Consider the following 18084-nt stretch of genomic DNA (forward strand, 5'->3'; position numbering starts at 1 on the left):
ACATGCCCGGCCTGCATTCCGCCTCTATCGGCATCTGGGTCAATGCCGGCTGCCGCGACGAACGCGCCGAACAGAACGGCATCGCCCATTTTCTTGAGCATATGGCCTTCAAGGGCACGGCGCGGCGCAGCGCACTGGAGATCGTCGAGTCGATCGAGAATGTGGGCGGCTATATCAACGCCTATACCTCGCGCGACGTGACCTCTTATTATGCGCGGGTTCTGGCGGGGGATGTCGAGCTGGCGCTGGACGTGATCTCGGACATCGTGATGAACCCGGTTTTTGACGGGCGCGAGATCGAGGTCGAGCGCGGCGTGATCCTGCAAGAGATCGGGCAGGCACTGGATACGCCCGACGACGTGATCTTTGACTGGTTGCAAGAGGCCGCCTATCCCGACCAACCCATGGGCCGCACCATCCTTGGCCCGGCCGAGAGGGTCAGCGGTTTCAACCGCAACGATCTTTCGGGCTTTATCGGGGAACATTACGGCCCAGAGCGGATGATCATTGCCGCCGCCGGCGCGGTGGACCACGACCGCATCCTGCGTCAGGCCGAGGCGATTTTCGGCCATCTGTCGTCGCGTGCCCTGACCACCCGCGAGCCCGCCCGCTGGCAGGGCGCCGAAGCGCGCCGCATCAAAAAGCTGGAGCAGGCGCATTTCGCGCTGGCCTTCGAAGGGCCGGGATATCAGGCCCCCGATTTCTATGCCGCACAGATCTGGACTTCGGTGCTGGGGGGCGGGATGTCCTCGCGCCTGTTCCAGAAACTGCGCGAGGAGAAGGGTCTTTGCTATTCCATCTTCGCGCAGTCGGGCTTTCACGACGATACCGGCATGGTGACGATCTACGCCGGCACCTCGGGCGAACAGATCGCGGATCTTGCCAACCTGACCGTGGATGAGTTGAAACGCTCGGCCGAGGATATGACCGAGGTCGAGGTGGCGCGTGCGCGGGCACAGTTGAAAGCCGGCCTGCTGATGGGACTGGAAAGCCCGACGGGTCAGGCCGAGCGGATGGCCCGGTCGCTGGCGATCTGGGGCAGGGTGCCCGATCCCGCCGAGGTGGCCGAGCGTATCGACGCCGTGACCGTTGCGGATATTCGCCTTCACGCCGAGCGGCTGATCGCGGGCGCCCGTCCTGCCTTGGCGCTTTATGGCCCGGTGGCCGGCGCGCCGACGCGCGAGGTTCTGGCCGAAAGGCTTGCCGCCTGATGTTCACACGCCGCCGTCCGCCTCGTCTGGAAGCCGAGCGGATGGTGCTGCGTTTGCCTGCGCATGCCGATTTCGGCGCATGGGCGGCGCTGCGAGCCGAAAGCCGCGCCTTTCTGACGCCGTGGGAACCTGTCTGGGCCACCGACCACCTGACCAAGCGCGGCTTTACCAACCGGGTTTATTGGGCGCAGCGCGCCACACGCAACGGCACTGCGCTGCCGCTGTTCCTGATCCGGCGCGACGGCACGTTTCTGGGGGCGATCACGCTGGACAATATCCGCCGCGGCCCGGCGCAATCGGCGACCATCGGCTATTGGATCGGCCTGCCCTTTGCACGGCAGGGCTATATGCGCGAGGCTATCGGCGCCGTTGTCCAGCACGCTTTCGGCGATATGGACCTCAGCCGGATCGAGGCAGCTTGCCTGCCCGAAAACGCCCCCTCGCGCGGGGTGCTGGAGCGGTCGGGGTTTAAGTACGAAGGCGTCGCGCAAAGCTATTTGCAGATCAACGGACGTTGGCGCAACCATGTGCTGTATTCCAACCTGCGCAACGACCGACGTGGCAAGACCGAGGTGCGCTGATGTTGAACCCCGCCGATGAATCCCTGGGCGCGAAGCTTCCCGAAGGTGTGCTGCGCCCGGTATCGCCCGCCTATCTGGAAGAACCACGGGGTCGTTATCTCGGCCATGCCGGACTGGTCGCCGCGCCGCGCAATACCGCCGAGGTGGCTGCCGTGGTTCGCGCCTGCGCCGAGGCGCGCGTGGCCATCGTGCCGCGCGGTGGCGGCACCGGCCTTGTCTCGGGTCAGGTCATGTCCGGGGGGCCGGCCCCGCTGATCCTGTCGCTGGAGCGGATGACCGCGCTACGCGGGCTCTGGCCCGAGGAAAACGTGCTGCTGGCCGAGGCAGGCATGAGCCTGCAAGCCGTGCGTGACGCGGCCGAGGGCGCGGGCCGGTTGTTCCCCCTGTCGCTTGCCAGTCAGGGCACTGCGGCGATCGGCGGCTGCCTTGCGACCAATGCAGGCGGCGTGACCGCGCTGCGCTACGGCACGGCGCGCGCGCTTTGCCTGGGGATCGAGGCGGTCCTGCCCGACGGGTCGATCATTCATGACCTCAAGCGGCTGCGCAAAGACAATACCGGCTACGATATCCGCGATCTTCTGATCGGGTCCGAAGGCACGCTGGGTATCATCACAGCGGCCAGCCTCAAGCTGGTGGTGCCGTCGCCCAATATCGGTATCGCCATGCTGCAGGTGCCCGGTCCCGAGGCGGCACTGACACTGTTGTCGCTGGCCGAGGGGCGCATGGCCGGCGGCGTTACCGCGTTCGAGCTTATCGGCGGGCAGGGCCTTGCCTTTCTGGCCGAGTTGCTGCCCGAGATCCGCCAGCCGCTGCCCGGCGCGGAATGGTCGGTCCTGATCGAGGTAGGCTTGCCAGAGGGGCTGGCGCCCGAGGCCGCGCTGGAGGGGCTGCTGATCGAGGCGATGGAACGCGGTCTTGTCACCGACGGAGTGATCGCGCAATCGGGTGCGCAGGCGGCGGGTTTCTGGCACTTGCGCGAACATATCCCCGAGGCGAACCGCCGCGTCGGCGCGGTGGCCAGCCACGACATCAGCCTGCCGCTGTCGGAAATCGCCGGCTTCATCCGCGATGCCGGTGCAGCGTTGGCGGGCGAAGGGGTGCGGATCAACTGCTTTGGGCATCTGGGCGACGGCAACCTGCATTACAACCTGTTCCCCGCACCGGGACGCATGCGCGAGGAATATGACGACAGGCGCAAGGCGTTGTCGGAACTGGTGCATGCCATGGTGGTGGAACGCGGCGGCTCGTTTTCTGCCGAACATGGCGTCGGACGCGTGAAGGTTGGCGAACTGGCGCGCTGGGGCGATCCGGCGCGGCTGACGGTCATGCGGGCGATCAAGGCCACGCTCGACCCTTTGGGCATCATGAATCCGGGGGCGGTGCTTTCAGCAGCGGACTGAGCCTTGCGCGCAGGTGGTCCAGATAGGCTGTGAGCCGTGGCGGCAGGAATGGCTGCGGCAGATAGAGCGCCTGGATATCCAGTTGCGGCCGCTGGAAGCCCGGCAACAGACGCTCCAGCCGGCCTTCGGCGATGTCGCGTGAAATGACAAAGCTGGGGATCAGTGCGATCCCTTCGGCCTCCAGCACCAGTCGCCGCACCGCCTGTGCGCTGTTTACCGTGATGTGGCCGGGCAAGGGGATGCTGACCGCCTTGCCGTCGATCAGAAAAACGGCGCGGCCCGCGTTCTGGGCGTTGCTGTCGCGGATGTTCACATGGTCGCGCAGGTCCTCGGGCCGGGCGGGGCGCGGATGGGCGGCCAGATAGGCGGGACTGGCCACGGCCCAGGTTTCGGTCTGGCCGATGCGCCGCGCGATCAGGCTGGAATCGGGCAATTGGCCGATGCGCAACGCCAGATCGAAACCTTCGGCCGCCAGATCGACATAGCGGTCAGAGAGATTCAGGTCGATCTCGACCCCCGGATGCGCGCGGGTGAAATCGCGGGTCAAGGTGGTCGCGAACATTTCGCCAAAGGCGACGGGCGCGGTGATGCGCAACCGGCCGGTCAAGGCGCCTTCCTCGGCATGGGCCTGCGCGTCCAACTCTTCGACCGCTGCCAGTACGCGGCGCGCGGCGGTCAGGTAACGCTCGCCTGCCGGCGTCAGCGACAGGGCGCGTGTGGTGCGGTTGAGCAGAGTCACGCCCTGCTGCCCCTCCAACGCCGCGACATATTTGCTGACCAGCTTGTTCGAGATCCCCAGCCGCTTGCCCGCCCGAGTGAACGAGCCGGCATCGACCACGGCGACAAAGGCGCGGATGCCGTCGATCCTGTCCATATTGATCCCTGTTTTGGCGACAATGTTTCCATGAATATGGTCATTTTTGCGACAATTGCCAAATGCTATCTCTTCCGCAGCATATAAATTCAAGGAAGCAAAACATGACCGACCTTAGCTATGGCGATGCCGTCGCCACTCCGAACAATGCCGATATTGCCGCCTTTGTCCTGCGGGTTTCGACCGGGATCTGGTTTCTGGTTCACGGGCTTATCAAGTTGATGGTTTTCACGCCTTCCGGCACTGCGGGCTATTTCCAGTCCATAGGTTTGCCTGGCTTTCTGGGCCCCCTGACCATGCTGGTCGAAATCCTGGGCGGGTTGGCGCTGATCGCCGGGTTCTATACCCGTTCAGTCGCGCTGGTGATGGTTCCGGTGCTGCTGGGTGCGGCATGGTTCGGCCATGGCGGCGCGGGTTTTACCTTCAGCAACCCGGGTGGCGGTTGGGAATATCCCGTGCTTTGGGCTATCATCATGGCTGTGCTGGCGCTGTTGGGGGACGGGGCCTGGTCGCTGGGCAAAAGCCGCCGCTGAGCGCGGTTCGAAACGGTCTTGCAAAAGGCTGGCCCTTGGCCAGCCTTTCCTTGCCTGCATAGCTGGGTTGATTTGTCAATTTTGCTTGAGATCTCTAATGCTTGTGCCGCATTTAGAGGGGAGGCTTCATGACCCAGGATTATCTTAACCGTATCCGTCACAAGGCCCTGCGTGATCGCGTGGTCAGTGCTGATCAGGCGGCGAGTTTGATCCGTGACGGGATGGTGCTGGGCATGAGCGGCTTTACCCGTTCGGGCGAGGCAAAGGCCGTGCCCATGGCGCTGGCCGAGCGCGCCCGGCGCGAACCCTTGAAAGTCACGTTGATGACGGGGGCGTCGCTCGGTAACGACCTCGACAAGACGCTGGCCGAGGCGAAGGTGCTGTCGCGCCGCATTCCTTTCATGTCCGATCCGGTGCTGCGCCGCGCCATCAATGCGGGCGAGGTGATGTATATCGACCAGCATCTGTCCGAGACGGTCGAACAGTTGCGCACCTGCCAACTGCCCCCGGTGGACATCGCCATTGTCGAGGCAGTGGCGATCACCGAGACGGGCGGTATCATCCCCACCACTTCGGTCGGTAACTCGGCCAGTTTCGCGCTGTTGGCCGAGAAGGTGATCGTCGAGATCAATCTGAGCCAATCCGAGGCGTTGGAAGGGCTGCACGACATCTATATTCCGACCTATCGGCCGACGCGCACGCCTGTTCCGGTGGTGACGCCCGAAAGCCGCGTCGGTTTTCCCTTTATCCCCGTCCCGCCCGAGCGGATCGCGGCCATCGTGATCTCGACCAAGCTGGACTCGTCCTCGACCATCCACGACCCGGACGCCGAGACCCGCGCCATTGCCGGGCACCTGACCGAATTCCTGAAGAACGAGGTGCAGCATTCCCGGCTGCCCAGTCACCTGCACCCATTGCAGGCCGGGATCGGCACTATCGCCAACGCGGTTCTGCACGGCTTTATCGACAGCCCGTTCCATGACCTGACCATGTATAGCGAGGTCTTGCAGGATTCGACCTTCGACCTGATGGATGCCGGCAAGATGGTCTTTGCCTCGGGTTCCTCGATCACGCTTTCGGAGGCGAAATACCGCGACGTCATGGGGCGTTTTGCCGAGTTCAAGCCCAAGCTGGTGCTGCGCCCGCAAGAGATTTCCAACCACCCCGAGGTCGTCCGGCGGCTGGGGCTGATCTGCATCAACACGGCGCTGGAATTCGACCTTTACGGCAACGTGAACTCGACCCATGTGATGGGCACACAGATGATGAACGGTATCGGCGGCTCGGGCGATTTCGCGAGAAATGCCTATCTGTCGGTTTTCGTCACCAAATCCACGGCCAAGGGGGGAAATGTGTCCTCGGTTGTGCCGATGGTTTCGCATGTCGACCATACCGAACACGACGTGGATATTCTGGTGACCGAGCAAGGACTGGCCGATCTGCGCGGTCTTGCCCCGCGCGAGCGGGCGCGTGTGGTCTTGCAAAATTGCGTGGCGCCTGAATGGCGTGATGCGATGGAGGATTATCACAGCCGGGCGCTGGCGCGGGGTGGTCATACGCCGCATCTGATCGAAGAGGCGCTGAGCTGGCACGACCGCCTGCGCCGCACCGGCAGCATGAAGTCGGAATGAGGAAACGCCCCGCATCGGTTGCGGGGCGTTTTTATTAGGGCGCTGTTCTTGGGTATTTGAACAACGAAGAAGATCACCAGGCCGGGATGACGGCGCCTTGGTATTTCTCTTCGATGAACTGTTTTACCGCCGGGTCGTGATAGGCTTCGACCAGTTGCTTGGCCCATGCGGCGTCTTCGTCGCCTTTGCGCACCACGATGATATTGGCATAGGGGCTGTCGGCCTTTTCCATGGCAATGGCGTCCTCATGCGGGTTCAGACCGGCATCGAGTGCGTAATTGGTGTTGATGATGGCGATATCGGCATCGGCCAGCGCGCGGGGAAGCTGGGCGGCGTCGAGTTCCAGGAACCTGAGGTTCTTGGGGTTTTCGGTCACGTCGAGCGGCGAGGGGGTCAGGCCGGTGCCGTCCGCCAGCGTGATCACGCCCTGATCCTGCAGGATCAGCAGAGCGCGGCCGCCGTTGGTCGGGTCGTTGGGGATCGCGACCTTGGCGCCTTCGGGCAGTTCGTCCAGCGATTTCAGCTTTTCGGAATACACGCCCATCGGGGTGGTGATGGTCTTGGCGATGGCGACGAGATCGAAGCCGCGGTCCTTGATCTGGTTGTCCAGATAGGGCTGGTGCTGGAAGCTGTTGGCCTGCAGGTCAGCGTCGGCCAGCGCCTGATTCGGCACGACGTAATCCGTGAACTCGATGATGTCGATGTTCAGGCCCTTGTCCTTGGCGACCTTGGCGACCTCTTCCATGATTTCGCCGTGTTCGCCCGGCGAGACGCCGACCTTGATGTCTTCGGCCACGGCCATGGTGGCGGCCAGGCCGAGAGCCGAGGCAAGTGCCAAGCTGAGTTTGCGCATCATGTGTCCTTTCAGATTATCGGCCCCGATTGCGGGGCGCGCGTTTGTCGAAACGGGTGGCAATCCATTCCCCGGCCGATTGCACCAGTTGCACCAGCACGATGAGGATGACGACCACGGCAAGCATGACTTCGGGCATGAAGCGCTGATAGCCGTAGCGGATGCCCAGATCGCCCAGCCCCTCGCCTCCGACCGCGCCGACCATGGCGGAATAGCCGATCAGGCTGACCACCGCGAGGGTCAGGCCCAGGATGATGCCGGGCATCGCCTCGGGGATCAGCACCTTGCGCACGATCTGGCCGGGGGTGGCGCCCATGGCGCGGGCGGCCTCGATCAATCCGGCGTCGACCTCGCGGATGGCGGTTTCGATCAGGCGGGCGATGAAGGGGGCGCTTGCGATGGTCAGCGGCACGATGGCGGCGGTGGTGCCGATCGAAGTGCCGGCGATCATGCGCGTGAAAGGGATGATCGCCACCACCAGGATGATGAAGGGGGTCGAGCGCGCCGCATTCACGATCAGGCCGAGGGTTGTGTTCAGCACCGGGGCCGACAGAAGCTCGCCCCGTCGCGATGTGGCAAGGAAGATGCCCAGCGGCCCGCCGATCAGCGTGCCGATCAGGGTGGACATGGCTACCATGTAAAGCGTCTGCAAGGTCGCGTGCCACAGGATCGGGATCAGGTTAGCCGACATGGCCAAGCACCTCTGTCAGAAGCCCGTGTTCTTCCAGGAAACGCCGCGATTCCTCCAGCCGCGCGACGGGCAGCGCGACGATCAGGCTGCCGAAAGGCTTGTCGCCGATCTCTTCGATGGCGCCGGCCAGGATGTTGACGCTGACCCCGCGTTCCGAGGTCAGTCGGGCCAGCATCGGGTCGGTGGCATGCCCGCCGATGAAGGTGACCTGCACCACCGCCTCGGCCGTGGGTGATTGGGGCGCGTCCTGCATGCGATGGGCGACGAATTGCGGTACCGCAACTCCGGTCACCCCGGTCAGGAAAGATCGGGTGGTGGAATGCGCGGGTTTCGAGAAGACCTCATAGGTTTCGCCGGCCTCGACGATGCGACCGCCCTCGATCACCGCCACTTGCGAGCATATGTCGCGCACCACCGCCATTTCATGGGTAATCAGCAGGATGGTCAGGCCCAGCTCGCGGTTGATGTCCTGCAACAGCGCCAGCACCTGCCGCGTGGTGTCGGGGTCAAGCGCCGATGTCGCCTCATCCGACAAAAGCACGCGCGGGCCGGTCGCGAGCGCCCGGGCGATGCCGACGCGCTGCTTCTGGCCGCCAGAGAGCTCGGCCGGATAACGGTTGCGTTGTGCGCCCAGCCCCACACGCTCGATCAGCTCATCGATGCGGGGGGCGATCCTGGCACCTTCTTCGCCGGCGATTTCCAGCGGCAGGGCAATGTTTTCGGCCACGGTGCGGCTGGCCAGCAGGTTGAAGTGCTGAAAGATCATGCCGACTTCGCGCCGGATCCGGCGCAGCCCTGCGTCCGAGGCCGCGCCCACGTCGCGCTCGTTCACGATCACCTTGCCCGAGCTTGGCCGCTCAAGCCCGTTCACCAGACGCAGCAGCGTCGATTTACCGGCGCCGGAACGGCCGATGATGCCGGTGATCGCGCCTTGCGGCACGTCCAGCCAGATGTCGTGCAGCGCCACCACATCGCCCGCCCCGCCCTTTTGCGGATAGCGGCGCGTTACGCCCTGAAATGAGATTGCCGGCTCTGCCATTGTCCCGTCCCGAATGTCAGCCGAGACCTATGCCCGGGCAGGGGGGCTTTGCAAGAGGCGGCAAGGCTTGCAGGCAGCAATGCCGTTCCATTCCCGGCGGGCGGGAGAGAATGGGGTTCCTGTCGCAGCAATTACGTTACGGCAAGCGCGGCGATGATTGGTCCGAAGTCCTGAGCCTTGAGGCTGGCGCCGCCCACCAGCGCGCCATTCACATGGGGGATGGCAAAGATCTCGGCCGCATTGCCCGGTTTAACCGAGCCGCCGTAAAGCAAGGCGATGTCGGCGCCGTCGTCAAAGCGTGCCGACAGGCGGTCACGCATCAGGGCATGCACTTCTGCGATCTGGTCGTTGGTGGGCGTGCGACCGGTGCCGATGGCCCAGACCGGTTCATAGGCGATCACCGTATTGGCTGCCGTGGCGCAATCGGGCACCGAACCCGCCAGTTGGGCCGAAATCACGTCGAGCGTCTGGCCGGCGTCGCGTTGCGCCTCGGTTTCGCCAACGCAGATCACCGCGACGAGGCCGGCTTCATGCGCGGCGACGGCCTTACCGCGGACCTGTTCGTCGGTTTCGGCATGATCGGTACGGCGTTCGGAGTGGCCAAGGATCGCATGGCTTGCGCCGGCGTCCTGCAGTTGGGCGGCTGCGATGTCGCCGGTATGGGCGCCCGATGTCTTGGCATGGCAGTCCTGGCCACCGACGGCGATCTTGCCCTGCGTGCGCGCCGCCAGCGCATGGACCAGCGTGGCCGGCGGGCAGATCAGCACGTCGCAGCCCGGGGCGAGGTGATCGGACAGCAGTTGGTCGATCTCTGCCAGTGATGCGAGGGTTCCGTTCATCTTCCAGTTGCCGGCGGCGAGTTTGCGCGGGGCCATCTGCCTCTCTCCCTTTTCTTGATCTGCTAGGGGATTAGGCCGGAGGTCCGGGGCAATCAAGGCTGGCGAAGCCATGTGGGCGCTAACTTGCGGCAAAAAGGCTCAGGCTTTTGCCCGCGACCCCTCTAAAGCGGCGAAACTGATCGATTCGCCGCAGCCGCAACTGTCGGTGACATTCGGATTGCGGAACTTGAAGCCGGATTCCAGCAACCCCGATTCATAGTCGATTTCGGTTCCGAACAGGAACATCTGCGCGGTGGGTGCGATCAGAACCCGCGCCTCGCCCTGCTCGACCACCTCGTCGCCGGGGGTGGGGGCGTCAGCCATTTCCATGGTGTATTCCATGCCTGCGCAACCGCCCTTTTTCAGGCCGATGCGCAACCCACTGCCGGATTTCTGCGCCATCAGGCGGGCGATCTGGCGCTCGGCTGCCAGAGTGATGGTCACGGGGGATTTGCCGGGGATCGAAAACATCTCGGGCCTTTTCGGTTGGTCGTCTTACATTTAGGGGCATCGGCGCTGCCACTCAAGGGCTTCGGGCGCTTGACACCGGCCCCATCGCGGTTATAAGCGCCGCTTCATTGGTGTTGGTGGACCCCGCAAGGGGAATCCTGTCGGGCTTTTGCCAAAGGACAACGCCCTTCGACGAACATAACACACGAAGGAGAACAGCGATGACCAAACGCACCGCTGCCAAGTATAAAATCGACCGCCGCATGGGCGAAAACATCTGGGGCCGCGCCAAGTCGCCGCTGAACCGCCGTGAATACGGTCCGGGCCAGCACGGCCAGCGCCGTAAAGGCAAGATGTCGGACTTCGGCACCCAGCTGCGCGCCAAGCAAAAACTCAAGGGCTATTACGGCGATCTGACCGAAAAGCAGTTCCGCCGCATCTATGCCGAGGCCGAGCGTGTCAAGGGCGATACCGGTGAAAACCTGATCGGCCTGCTGGAGCGTCGCCTGGACGCCGTGATCTATCGCGCCAAATTCGTGCCGACCATCTTTGCGGCCCGTCAGTTCGTGAACCACGGCCATATCGAGGTGAACGGCAAGCGCGTGAACATCGCATCCTATCGCGTCAAGGAAGGCGACGTGATCTCGATCCGCGAACGGTCGCGTCAACTGGCCATCGTGCTGGAATCGGTCGGCTTGGCCGAGCGTGACGTACCGGACTATCTGGAAGTCGATCACAACAAGATGACCGCAAACTTCGTGCGCACGCCGGCTCTGGGCGATGTCCCTTATGCCGTGCAGATGGAACCGAACCTGGTCGTCGAATTCTACGCGAAAAACTGATCCTTTCAGGGTCGCAAGGTTTCAGGCCGTCCTTTCGGGGGCGGCCTTTTTCTTGGCGGTTTTCCGATCTTGTTTTCATCGGCAAACCGCATGGCATTCGCATGTGCCGCAATCGTCACCTTCCCGATCACATTGCGTCGAACTCCCATGGTCGCGGATTGCAACCTCGACCGGGATTTCGGATTCATGGCGACGGATTCGAAGGAGAGTGCGATGCGTCCGATAGCGGTTCTGGTGGCAGTGATTCTCGCCTTGCCCGCGACGGCGCAGGAAAAACCCGCCAAGGACGAGCGGCTTTGGACTTGCGAGACTTCGGTCGCGGGCGAGCCGACCGAAATCAATTATGTCCGCGATGCCGAGTTTCATGAAAACACCGGTCGGCTTGAAAAGAATTTCTCCGCCTGGGGGCGGATTTCCTGCCCGGGCTATGTCACGCTGCGCGAGATCCTGCGCCGCAACGACATGGATGATGACGGCAGCTATTGCCTGCTCTGGGACAAGGAAACCGACACCTATGTCGGCGCAAGAAAGGGTGCGCGAAAAGGGAATGCGCTTTGCCGCAAGACCTTGTGCGAGCGGGTCAACTCGACGCGTCAGGCGGCCTTCCGCAATACCAATGCGCTGGCGGTTGCCGGCTATGACGCGGTGACACAGCGACCCGGTGCCACGATTCTGGCTGCAACCTCGGGGCAGATGGTCGGCACGCTTGAAACGGCGGGCGCGGCAGCCATGGGCATCGCTTCGTCGCCGGTAGCGGTCGGTTCGCTGGTGATCGGTACGGCCGCGGCAGGCGGCGCCGTGTGGTATTGCGCCGAGGAATAACCCTGGGCTCTCCCGAAAAGCCTGCCGATCTTGTCTGCAGCCCCAAACTCCAATTCACCAACCGGGCTTCTTCGTTGCCCAAATACCCATGGCAACACAGGTCATAAAGCAAAAAGGCCGCCCCCAAAGGGACGGCCCATTCAGCCCATATAAACGGATCAGGCCTTCGCCAGATTGCGCAGCACGTAATGCAGCACGCCGCCGTTTTCGAGATACTCGATCTCGACTTCGGTATCGACGCGAGCTTTCAACTGGATCGTTCTTTCGCTGCCATCGGCATAGCGGATGGTGCAGGGCACCAGCGACAGCGGCTTGAACGCACCCTCCAGCCCCTCGATCGAGATCACCTCGTCGCCTTTCAGGTTCAGCGACTTGCGGTTTTCGCCATTGGTGAACTCGAAGGGGATCACACCCATGCCGACCAGGTTCGAGCGGTGAATACGCTCGAAGCTTTCGGCAATGACCGCCTTGACGCCCAGAAGGTTGGTGCCCTTGGCAGCCCAGTCACGCGACGAGCCCGCGCCATATTCGACACCGCCGAACACCACCAGCGGCGTGCCCTGCTCCTGATAGGCCATGGAGGCGTCGAAGATCGAGGTCTGCTCGCCATCCGGCCCCTTGGTATAGCCGCCCTCGACTGCGTCCAGCATCTCGTTCTTGATGCGGATATTGGCGAAGGTGCCGCGCATCATGACCTCATGGTTGCCGCGGCGCGAGCCATAGCTGTTGAAGTCCTTGGGCGCGACCTGACGCTCGGTCAGATATTTTCCGGCCGGAGTGGTGGGCTTGAACGAACCCGCGGGCGAGATGTGGTCGGTGGTGATCATGTCGCCAAGGACCGCCAGAATGCGCGCGCCCTGGATATTGGTGATCTGTCCCGGATCCTTGGACATGCCGCGGAAATAGGGCGGGTTCTGGATATAGGTCGAGGTCGGCGGCCAGTCATAGGTCTCGCTGTCGGTGATCTCGACGGCCTGCCAGCGCTCGTCGCCCTTGAACACGTCGGCGTATTTCCTCTGGAAGGCTTCGCGTGTGACCGTGGCCTCGACCAGCTCCGCCACCTCTTGGGTGGTCGGCCAGATGTCCTTGAGATAGACATCCTTGCCCTCGGGCGTCTGCCCGATCGGGTCCTTGGTCAGGTTGATGTTCACGTCGCCAGCGATGGCATAGGCTACGACCAGCGGCGGCGAGGCCAGGTAGTTCGCCCGCACGTCTGGCGAGATGCGACCTTCGAAGTTGCGGTTGCCCGACAGCACGGCGGTTGCCACCAGATCGTTGTCGTTGATCGCCTTAGAGATCGCCGGATCGCCCAGCGGCCCCGAGTTGCCGATGCAGGTCGTGCAGCCGAACCCGACGAGGTTGAAGCCGATCGCATCCAGATCTTCTTGCAGGCCGGCGGCGTTCAGATATTCGGCCACGACCTGCGAGCCAGGTGCCAGCGAGGTCTTGACCCAGGGCTTGCGGGTCAGGCCAAGCGCACGCGCCTTGCGGGCCACCAGACCGGCGCCGATCATCACATAGGGGTTTGAGGTGTTGGTGCACGACGTAATCGCGGCGATCACCACCGAACCGTCGCGGACGGTATAGTCCTTGCCCTCGACCGCCACGGTCTTGCGCACGTCATTGGCCGGGGCAAAATTCGTGCCGCCTTCGTCCACCATCTCGTTGGCGGCGACCGAAACGTCGATGCCGCGATATTCCGAGACGGTCTTGTAGAAAGCGCGGGCGGCAAGGTTCAGCGGCGTGTAGTCCTGCGGCCGTTTCGGGCCCGAGATCGCAGGAACGATGTCGCTCATGTCCAGATGCAGCGTGTCGGTATAAATCGGCTCGTAATCCGCGCTGCGCCAGAAACCGTTTTCTTTGGCATAGGTTTCGACCAGTGCGATACGGTCCTCGTCGCGGCCGGTATTGCGCAGGTAACGCAGCGTTTCGTTGTCGATGGGGAAAAAGCCGCAGGTCGCGCCATATTCGGGCGCCATGTTGGCGATGGTCGCGCGGTCCGCCAGCGGCAGATGGTCAAGCCCTTCGCCATAGAATTCGACGAACTTGCCGACGACGCCCTTTTTGCGCAGCATCTGGACGACCTTCAGCACCAGGTCGGTGGCGGTGGTGCCTTCCATCATCCGGCCGGTCAGCTTGAAGCCGACGACTTCCGGGATCAGCATCGACACGGGTTGGCCCAGCATCGCGGCCTCGGCCTCGATCCCGCCGACGCCCCAGCCCAGCACGGCAAGGCCGTTGACCATGGTCGTGTGGCTGTCGGTGCCGACCAGCGTGTCGGGATAGGCGACGTTCTCGCCCTGCTGATCGGTGTCAGTCCAAACGGTCTGCGCCAGGTATTCCAGGTTCACCTGGTGGCAGATGCCGGTGCCGGGCGGCACGACGCGGAAGTTGTTGAACGCCTTTTGCCCCCATTTCAGGAAGGTATAACGCTCCATGTTGCGTTCATATTCCAGCTCGACGTTGCGCTGGAAGGCGCGGGGGTTGCCGAAATCGTCGATCATCACCGAGTGGTCGATGACCAGATCGACCGGGTTCAGCGGGTTGATCTTTTGCGCATCGCCGCCAAGCGCTTTGATGCCGTCGCGCATCGCGGCCAGATCGACAACCGCCGGAACGCCGGTAAAGTCCTGCATCAGCACGCGGGCCGGGCGATAGGCGATCTCGCGCGGATTCTGGCCGCCTTTTTGCGCCCATTCGGCGAAGGCCTTGATGTCGTCGGTGCTGACCGTGCGGCCGCCATCCTCATAGCGCAGCAGGTTTTCCAGCACGACCTTCAACGAGGCTGGCAGTTTCGAGAAATCGCCCAGACCTGCTTGGGTCGCGGCGTCGATCGAGTAATAGGCATAGCTGCGAGAACCCACCTGAAGCTGGCGGCGCGTCTTTGCGGTATCGGTTCCTGTTTCGATGGGCATAGGCTCGGCTCCCTATCCTTGAAAGGTGGCTGAATGGCGGTGCTACCCGCCATTTGCCCCTTTTCCGGATGGGGTTCAAGGGGTGCGGCGGACTTTGTATGCCATTGTATGCCAAATTTTTGGCATGGCGGCAAGATGTGGGTTTTGCATCACGGTCACGTGCCGGGAACGCCGTGCTAACAAAGCATTGATTTGTCGTTCCTGCATCGGCCGGTTTAGCTGTTGCGCATCGGAAGGGCCGGGAAAATAGACAATATGGCAGCAAGGCGCATCAAGACGACGGCCCAGGGGCAGGGGCGGAAAATGACGGTCGTGTCGGCCCTGACCTGCGCCCTGTGGGTGCTGCTGAGCGGATTTGCCCCACCGATATGGGCGCAGGATGTCCCCGCCGGATCGTCCGACACTCCGGCCGCGGCAGCGACCGCCGCACCGGAATCGGCGGCTGCGCCCACTGGCGACGCCACCGATCCCGCGCCGGCTTTCCCGCCGCCCTTTTTCGAAGAAGAGGAGGACGACGGCATCATCGGCCTGATCGAGGCGCCCGAGGGTGCATTGGGTGTCCCGGCCGAGGGGATGCCGCCGATTGTCGACAGCGATGCGTTGGCCTCGTCCGGCATGGTCTCATTCGCCGAGGTGCAACCCCGCACGCGCATGATGGGGCCGGTCGGCCACCCCCCGGTCGTGGTCGAGCTTTTCACCTCGCAAGGCTGCTCGTCCTGCCCGCCGGCCGACGAGTTGCTGGCCGATCTTGCCGACCGAGAGGACGTGCTGGCCCTGTCCTGGCACGTCGATTACTGGGATTACCTTGGCTGGGCCGATGAATTCGCCCGTCCCGAATTCACCCGTCGCCAGCAGGCTTACGCGCATGAAGCCGGTGAACGGGCGATCTATACGCCGCAGATCGTCGTCGGCGGCACCGAGACGCTGATCGCGCTGCGTCCGGCGGAACTGGTGGGGCTGTTGCAAACCCAGATGTCGCGGCCCGCGCCGGTCATGGTTTCCTCCAGTCAGGACAAAGACGGTTATCGCATCGAACTGACTCCGCGCGGCGCCGTTGCCGACAGGGTGGCGATCATTCTGGTGCGCTATGCGCCGCGACGGGATGTGGCGATTAAGGCCGGTGAAAATCGTGGTATCGCGCTGGAATATCGCAACGTGGTGCTTGGGGTTGAACGGATCGCCGAATGGGACGGTCGCACCCCCCTGCGCATGACGGTCCGAAGCGACACGCAGAACAGCGCCGATTTTCCAGAAGATACCCGCCACGCCATTCTGGCGCAGGAGTTGGGACGGGGCGATCGGCGCTCGGCCAGCGGTCCTATTCTGGCCGCGGTCCTGCTTGACTGAGGTCCGCCGCTTGCGCCGGGGCCGTGACCGGGGCAAAACCCCGCCACAGCCGCCGACTATCGCCGCAAACAGGAGCTCGCCTTGACCGAACCGCGCAAGATCAAACCATCGCTCAAGGCCGCATTGGAACTGGGCCCTCTGGTCCTGTTTTTTCTGGTCTTCATGCGGTTTCGCGACCATACGGTCAGCCTCGCGGGCCGTGATTATTCCGGCTTTATACTGGCTACGCTGGTGTTCGTGCCCGTCTTGGCGCTGAGCACGCTGGCGCTTTGGCGGCTGACGGGCAGGCTTTCGCCCATGCAGGTGGCCACGCTGGTGCTGGTGGTGGTCTTTGGCGGGCTGTCGATCTGGCTGAACGATCCGAAGTTCTTCAAGATGAAGCCCACGCTGATCTACCTGATCTTCGCCGCGCTTCTGGGCATCAGCCTTGTTCTGCGCCGCAACTGGCTGGAACTGGTCCTGTCCGAGGCCTTACCGATGAATGCGGAAGGCTGGCGCATCCTGACCCTGCGCATGGCACTGCTGTTTCTGGGGCTTGCCGTCATGAACGAAGCGGTCTGGCGGCTGATGTCCGAGACGGCTTGGGTGAACTTCAAGACCTTCGGCCTGCCGGCGATCATGGTGATTTTCTTCATCGGGAATTCCCGCCTGTTCGAGCGTCACGCCCAGCCTCGGGATGGTGAATAGCCCGCCTGCACTCTTGCAAGGCAAGTCCGGCGGGGGTAACCGGATTTCCTGACCATCAGGAGCGAACCATGTCCCAGGAGTCGAACCCGCCTCTGCATCCGCGCACGCGCGCGGTCCATCACGGCATCCGCCGCAGCCAATATGGCGAGATGGCCGAGGCCCTGTTCATGACCCAGGGCTTTTCCTATGACAGTGCCGAACAGGCCGAAGCCCGCTTTCTGAAAACCGGCGCGGATGAATTCATCTATGCCCGCTATGGCAACCCGACCTCGCGCATGTTCGAGGATCGGATGGCCGATCTGGAGGGGACCGAGGACGCATTCGCCACCGCCAGCGGCATGGCGGCGGTCAATGGCGCGCTGATGTGCTTTGTCAAGCCGGGCGATCATATCGTGTCGTCGCGGGCGCTGTTCGGATCCTGCCTGTATGTGCTGGATGTCCTGACCCGATTCGGGGTCGAGGTCAGCTATGTCGACGGCACCGATCTGGATCAGTGGCGCGCCGCGATCCGGCCGACGACCCGCGCGGTGTTTTTCGAGTCGGTCTCGAACCCGGCGCTGGAGGTGGTGGATATCGCCGGCGTTTCCGAATTGGCTCATGCGGCTGGCGCGCTGGTCGTCGTGGACAACGTCTTTGCCACCCCGGTCTATTCCCGCGCGGTAGAGCAGGGCGCCGATGTGGTGGTCTATTCCGCAACCAAGCATATCGACGGCTCGGGCCGCTGTCTGGGCGGGGTGATCTGCGGCACTCGCGAATTCGTGCGCGAGGTGGCCGAACCCTATCTGAAGCATACCGGCGGCGCGATCAGCCCCTTCAACGCCTGGCTGATGCTCAGCGGATTGGCGACGATGGAGCTGCGTGTGCGCGCCCAGACCGACAGCGCGCATCGGGTCGCCGTGGCTTTGAAAGAAGAGCCCAGGATCGGGCGCGTGATCTATCCCGGCCTGCCCGACCACCCGCAATATGAACTGGTGCAACGCCAGATGGGCGCGGGGGGCACCATGGTCGCCATCGACCTTGGCAGCAAAGAGGCGGCTTTTGCGGCAATGAACCGGATGCGGATCATTCAGATCTCGAACAATCTGGGCGACGCGAAATCCATCGTCACCCATCCCACCACCACGACGCACCAGCGTCTGTCCGAAGAGGTGCGCCTTGAGCTTGGCATCACGCCCGGTCTTTTGCGCCTGTCCATCGGGCTTGAGGACGCTGGGGACCTGATCGCCGACATCCGCCAGTCGCTGGGCTGATGATGAAAGCCCGGAACTTTCCGGGCGCCCCTTTCCTTTTGGGTCCCGAGTTCCCAGATTGTTGCCGACCGCCAGGGAGA

The 18084-nt window shown here is 63.3% G+C and carries 17 protein-coding genes; 10 read left to right on the top strand and 7 right to left on the bottom strand.

From position 1 onward, the window contains the following. Window positions 1-2 precede the first annotated feature (2 nt). The 3 genes from JWJ88_RS14140 to JWJ88_RS14150 are packed head-to-tail and all read left to right on the top strand — an operon-like array spanning window position 3 to window position 3192. Window positions 3-1211 carry a M16 family metallopeptidase gene (locus JWJ88_RS14140; RefSeq protein ID WP_240200365.1) on the top strand — a complete coding sequence of 403 codons (1209 nt, stop codon included), beginning with the start codon at window positions 3-5 and terminating at the stop codon, window positions 1209-1211. Continuing rightward, on the top strand, window positions 1211-1792 hold the full coding sequence (locus JWJ88_RS14145; RefSeq protein WP_205296430.1) for a GNAT family N-acetyltransferase: 582 nt from the start codon (window positions 1211-1213) through the stop codon (window positions 1790-1792). Before JWJ88_RS14140 ends, JWJ88_RS14145 begins: the two co-directional genes overlap by 1 nt. Beyond that, entirely contained in the window at window positions 1792-3192 is a 1401-nt protein-coding gene (locus JWJ88_RS14150) for an FAD-binding oxidoreductase (RefSeq protein ID WP_205296431.1), read from the top strand. Before JWJ88_RS14145 ends, JWJ88_RS14150 begins: the two co-directional genes overlap by 1 nt. Here JWJ88_RS14150 and JWJ88_RS14155 read toward each other — a convergent pair. Continuing rightward, window positions 3155-4066 carry a LysR family transcriptional regulator gene (locus tag JWJ88_RS14155; protein ID WP_205296432.1) on the bottom strand — a complete coding sequence of 304 codons (912 nt, stop codon included), beginning with the start codon at window positions 4064-4066 and terminating at the stop codon, window positions 3155-3157. The two genes, JWJ88_RS14150 and JWJ88_RS14155, sit on opposite strands and share 38 nt — an antisense overlap. Before the next feature lie 104 nt (window positions 4067-4170). On the opposite strand from JWJ88_RS14155, the gene JWJ88_RS14160 reads away from it, so the two are divergent. Both JWJ88_RS14160 and JWJ88_RS14165 read left to right on the top strand, forming a co-directional pair. Beyond that, window positions 4171-4599, top strand: a complete 429-nt coding sequence (locus tag JWJ88_RS14160; protein WP_205296433.1) for a DoxX family protein — start codon at window positions 4171-4173, stop codon at window positions 4597-4599. A 128-nt stretch (window positions 4600-4727) separates the two neighbouring features. Next, complete coding sequence (locus JWJ88_RS14165) at window positions 4728-6230, top strand: acetyl-CoA hydrolase/transferase family protein (protein WP_205296434.1); 1503 nt, start codon at window positions 4728-4730, stop codon at window positions 6228-6230. Between the two features lie 73 nt (window positions 6231-6303). On the opposite strand, the gene JWJ88_RS14170 is transcribed toward JWJ88_RS14165, so the two are convergent. The 5 genes from JWJ88_RS14170 to JWJ88_RS14190 form a co-directional block, all read right to left on the bottom strand. Beyond that, complete coding sequence (locus JWJ88_RS14170; RefSeq protein WP_407673928.1) at window positions 6304-7083, bottom strand: MetQ/NlpA family ABC transporter substrate-binding protein; 780 nt, start codon at window positions 7081-7083, stop codon at window positions 6304-6306. 16 nt (window positions 7084-7099) lie between these two features. Beyond that, entirely contained in the window at window positions 7100-7774 is a 675-nt protein-coding gene (locus JWJ88_RS14175) for a methionine ABC transporter permease (protein ID WP_205296436.1), read from the bottom strand. Beyond that, the gene (locus tag JWJ88_RS14180) at window positions 7764-8813 is read right to left on the bottom strand and encodes a methionine ABC transporter ATP-binding protein (RefSeq protein WP_205296437.1); all 1050 of its coding nucleotides are present in this window, start codon (window positions 8811-8813) and stop codon (window positions 7764-7766) included. Before JWJ88_RS14180 ends, JWJ88_RS14175 begins: the two co-directional genes overlap by 11 nt. 131 nt (window positions 8814-8944) lie before the next feature. Beyond that, complete coding sequence (gene tpiA, locus JWJ88_RS14185) at window positions 8945-9688, bottom strand: triose-phosphate isomerase (protein ID WP_205296438.1); 744 nt, start codon at window positions 9686-9688, stop codon at window positions 8945-8947. A 102-nt stretch (window positions 9689-9790) separates the two neighbouring features. After that, window positions 9791-10162 (bottom strand): HesB/IscA family protein, encoded by a 372-nt coding sequence (locus JWJ88_RS14190; RefSeq protein ID WP_205296439.1) that lies wholly within the window; start codon window positions 10160-10162, stop codon window positions 9791-9793. 200 nt (window positions 10163-10362) lie between these two features. Here JWJ88_RS14190 and rpsD point away from each other — a divergent pair, with 200 nt between their 5' ends. After that, window positions 10363-10983, top strand: coding sequence for a 30S ribosomal protein S4 (rpsD, locus tag JWJ88_RS14195; protein ID WP_205296440.1), 621 nt, complete (start codon window positions 10363-10365; stop codon window positions 10981-10983). A gap of 213 nt (window positions 10984-11196) precedes the next feature. Then, the gene (locus JWJ88_RS14200) at window positions 11197-11805 is read left to right on the top strand and encodes a hypothetical protein (RefSeq protein ID WP_205296441.1); all 609 of its coding nucleotides are present in this window, start codon (window positions 11197-11199) and stop codon (window positions 11803-11805) included. A gap of 158 nt (window positions 11806-11963) precedes the next feature. On the opposite strand, the gene acnA is transcribed toward JWJ88_RS14200, so the two are convergent. Then, window positions 11964-14720, bottom strand: coding sequence for an aconitate hydratase AcnA (gene acnA, locus JWJ88_RS14205; RefSeq protein WP_205296442.1), 2757 nt, complete (start codon window positions 14718-14720; stop codon window positions 11964-11966). 303 nt (window positions 14721-15023) lie between these two features. On the opposite strand from acnA, the gene JWJ88_RS14210 reads away from it, so the two are divergent. From JWJ88_RS14210 to metZ, 3 genes are all read left to right on the top strand, one after another. Then, complete coding sequence (locus JWJ88_RS14210; RefSeq protein ID WP_240200329.1) at window positions 15024-16067, top strand: DUF1223 domain-containing protein; 1044 nt, start codon at window positions 15024-15026, stop codon at window positions 16065-16067. An 81-nt stretch (window positions 16068-16148) separates the two neighbouring features. Then, complete coding sequence (locus JWJ88_RS14215; RefSeq protein ID WP_205296444.1) at window positions 16149-16754, top strand: inner membrane-spanning protein YciB; 606 nt, start codon at window positions 16149-16151, stop codon at window positions 16752-16754. A gap of 68 nt (window positions 16755-16822) precedes the next feature. Continuing rightward, window positions 16823-18004: an O-succinylhomoserine sulfhydrylase gene (gene metZ, locus JWJ88_RS14220; protein ID WP_205296445.1), complete on the top strand. Its 1182-nt coding sequence runs from the start codon at window positions 16823-16825 to the stop codon at window positions 18002-18004. Window positions 18005-18084 lie beyond the last annotated feature (80 nt).

Origin of the sequence: Paracoccus methylovorus, from assembly GCF_016919705.1 — a bacterium.
Taxonomy (GTDB): Bacteria; Pseudomonadota; Alphaproteobacteria; order Rhodobacterales; family Rhodobacteraceae; genus Paracoccus; species Paracoccus methylovorus.

What these genes read in the sequence shown, in the direction of transcription:
- JWJ88_RS14210 (WP_240200329.1), top strand. Translation starts at nt 15,024, where the DNA reads ATGACGGTCGTGTCGGCCCTGACCTGCGCCCTGTGGGTGCTGCTGAGC.
- JWJ88_RS14175 (WP_205296436.1), bottom strand. Translation starts at nt 7,774, where the DNA reads ATGTCGGCTAACCTGATCCCGATCCTGTGGCACGCGACCTTGCAGACG.
- acnA (WP_205296442.1), bottom strand. Translation starts at nt 14,720, where the DNA reads ATGCCCATCGAAACAGGAACCGATACCGCAAAGACGCGCCGCCAGCTT.
- JWJ88_RS14180 (WP_205296437.1), bottom strand. Translation starts at nt 8,813, where the DNA reads ATGGCAGAGCCGGCAATCTCATTTCAGGGCGTAACGCGCCGCTATCCG.
- JWJ88_RS14165 (WP_205296434.1), top strand. Translation starts at nt 4,728, where the DNA reads ATGACCCAGGATTATCTTAACCGTATCCGTCACAAGGCCCTGCGTGAT.
- metZ (WP_205296445.1), top strand. Translation starts at nt 16,823, where the DNA reads ATGTCCCAGGAGTCGAACCCGCCTCTGCATCCGCGCACGCGCGCGGTC.
- rpsD (WP_205296440.1), top strand. Translation starts at nt 10,363, where the DNA reads ATGACCAAACGCACCGCTGCCAAGTATAAAATCGACCGCCGCATGGGC.
- JWJ88_RS14150 (WP_205296431.1), top strand. Translation starts at nt 1,792, where the DNA reads ATGTTGAACCCCGCCGATGAATCCCTGGGCGCGAAGCTTCCCGAAGGT.
- JWJ88_RS14155 (WP_205296432.1), bottom strand. Translation starts at nt 4,066, where the DNA reads ATGGACAGGATCGACGGCATCCGCGCCTTTGTCGCCGTGGTCGATGCC.
- JWJ88_RS14170 (WP_407673928.1), bottom strand. Translation starts at nt 7,083, where the DNA reads ATGCGCAAACTCAGCTTGGCACTTGCCTCGGCTCTCGGCCTGGCCGCC.
- JWJ88_RS14140 (WP_240200365.1), top strand. Translation starts at nt 3, where the DNA reads ATGCCCGGCCTGCATTCCGCCTCTATCGGCATCTGGGTCAATGCCGGC.
- JWJ88_RS14200 (WP_205296441.1), top strand. Translation starts at nt 11,197, where the DNA reads ATGCGTCCGATAGCGGTTCTGGTGGCAGTGATTCTCGCCTTGCCCGCG.
- JWJ88_RS14145 (WP_205296430.1), top strand. Translation starts at nt 1,211, where the DNA reads ATGTTCACACGCCGCCGTCCGCCTCGTCTGGAAGCCGAGCGGATGGTG.
- tpiA (WP_205296438.1), bottom strand. Translation starts at nt 9,688, where the DNA reads ATGGCCCCGCGCAAACTCGCCGCCGGCAACTGGAAGATGAACGGAACC.
- JWJ88_RS14190 (WP_205296439.1), bottom strand. Translation starts at nt 10,162, where the DNA reads ATGTTTTCGATCCCCGGCAAATCCCCCGTGACCATCACTCTGGCAGCC.
- JWJ88_RS14160 (WP_205296433.1), top strand. Translation starts at nt 4,171, where the DNA reads ATGACCGACCTTAGCTATGGCGATGCCGTCGCCACTCCGAACAATGCC.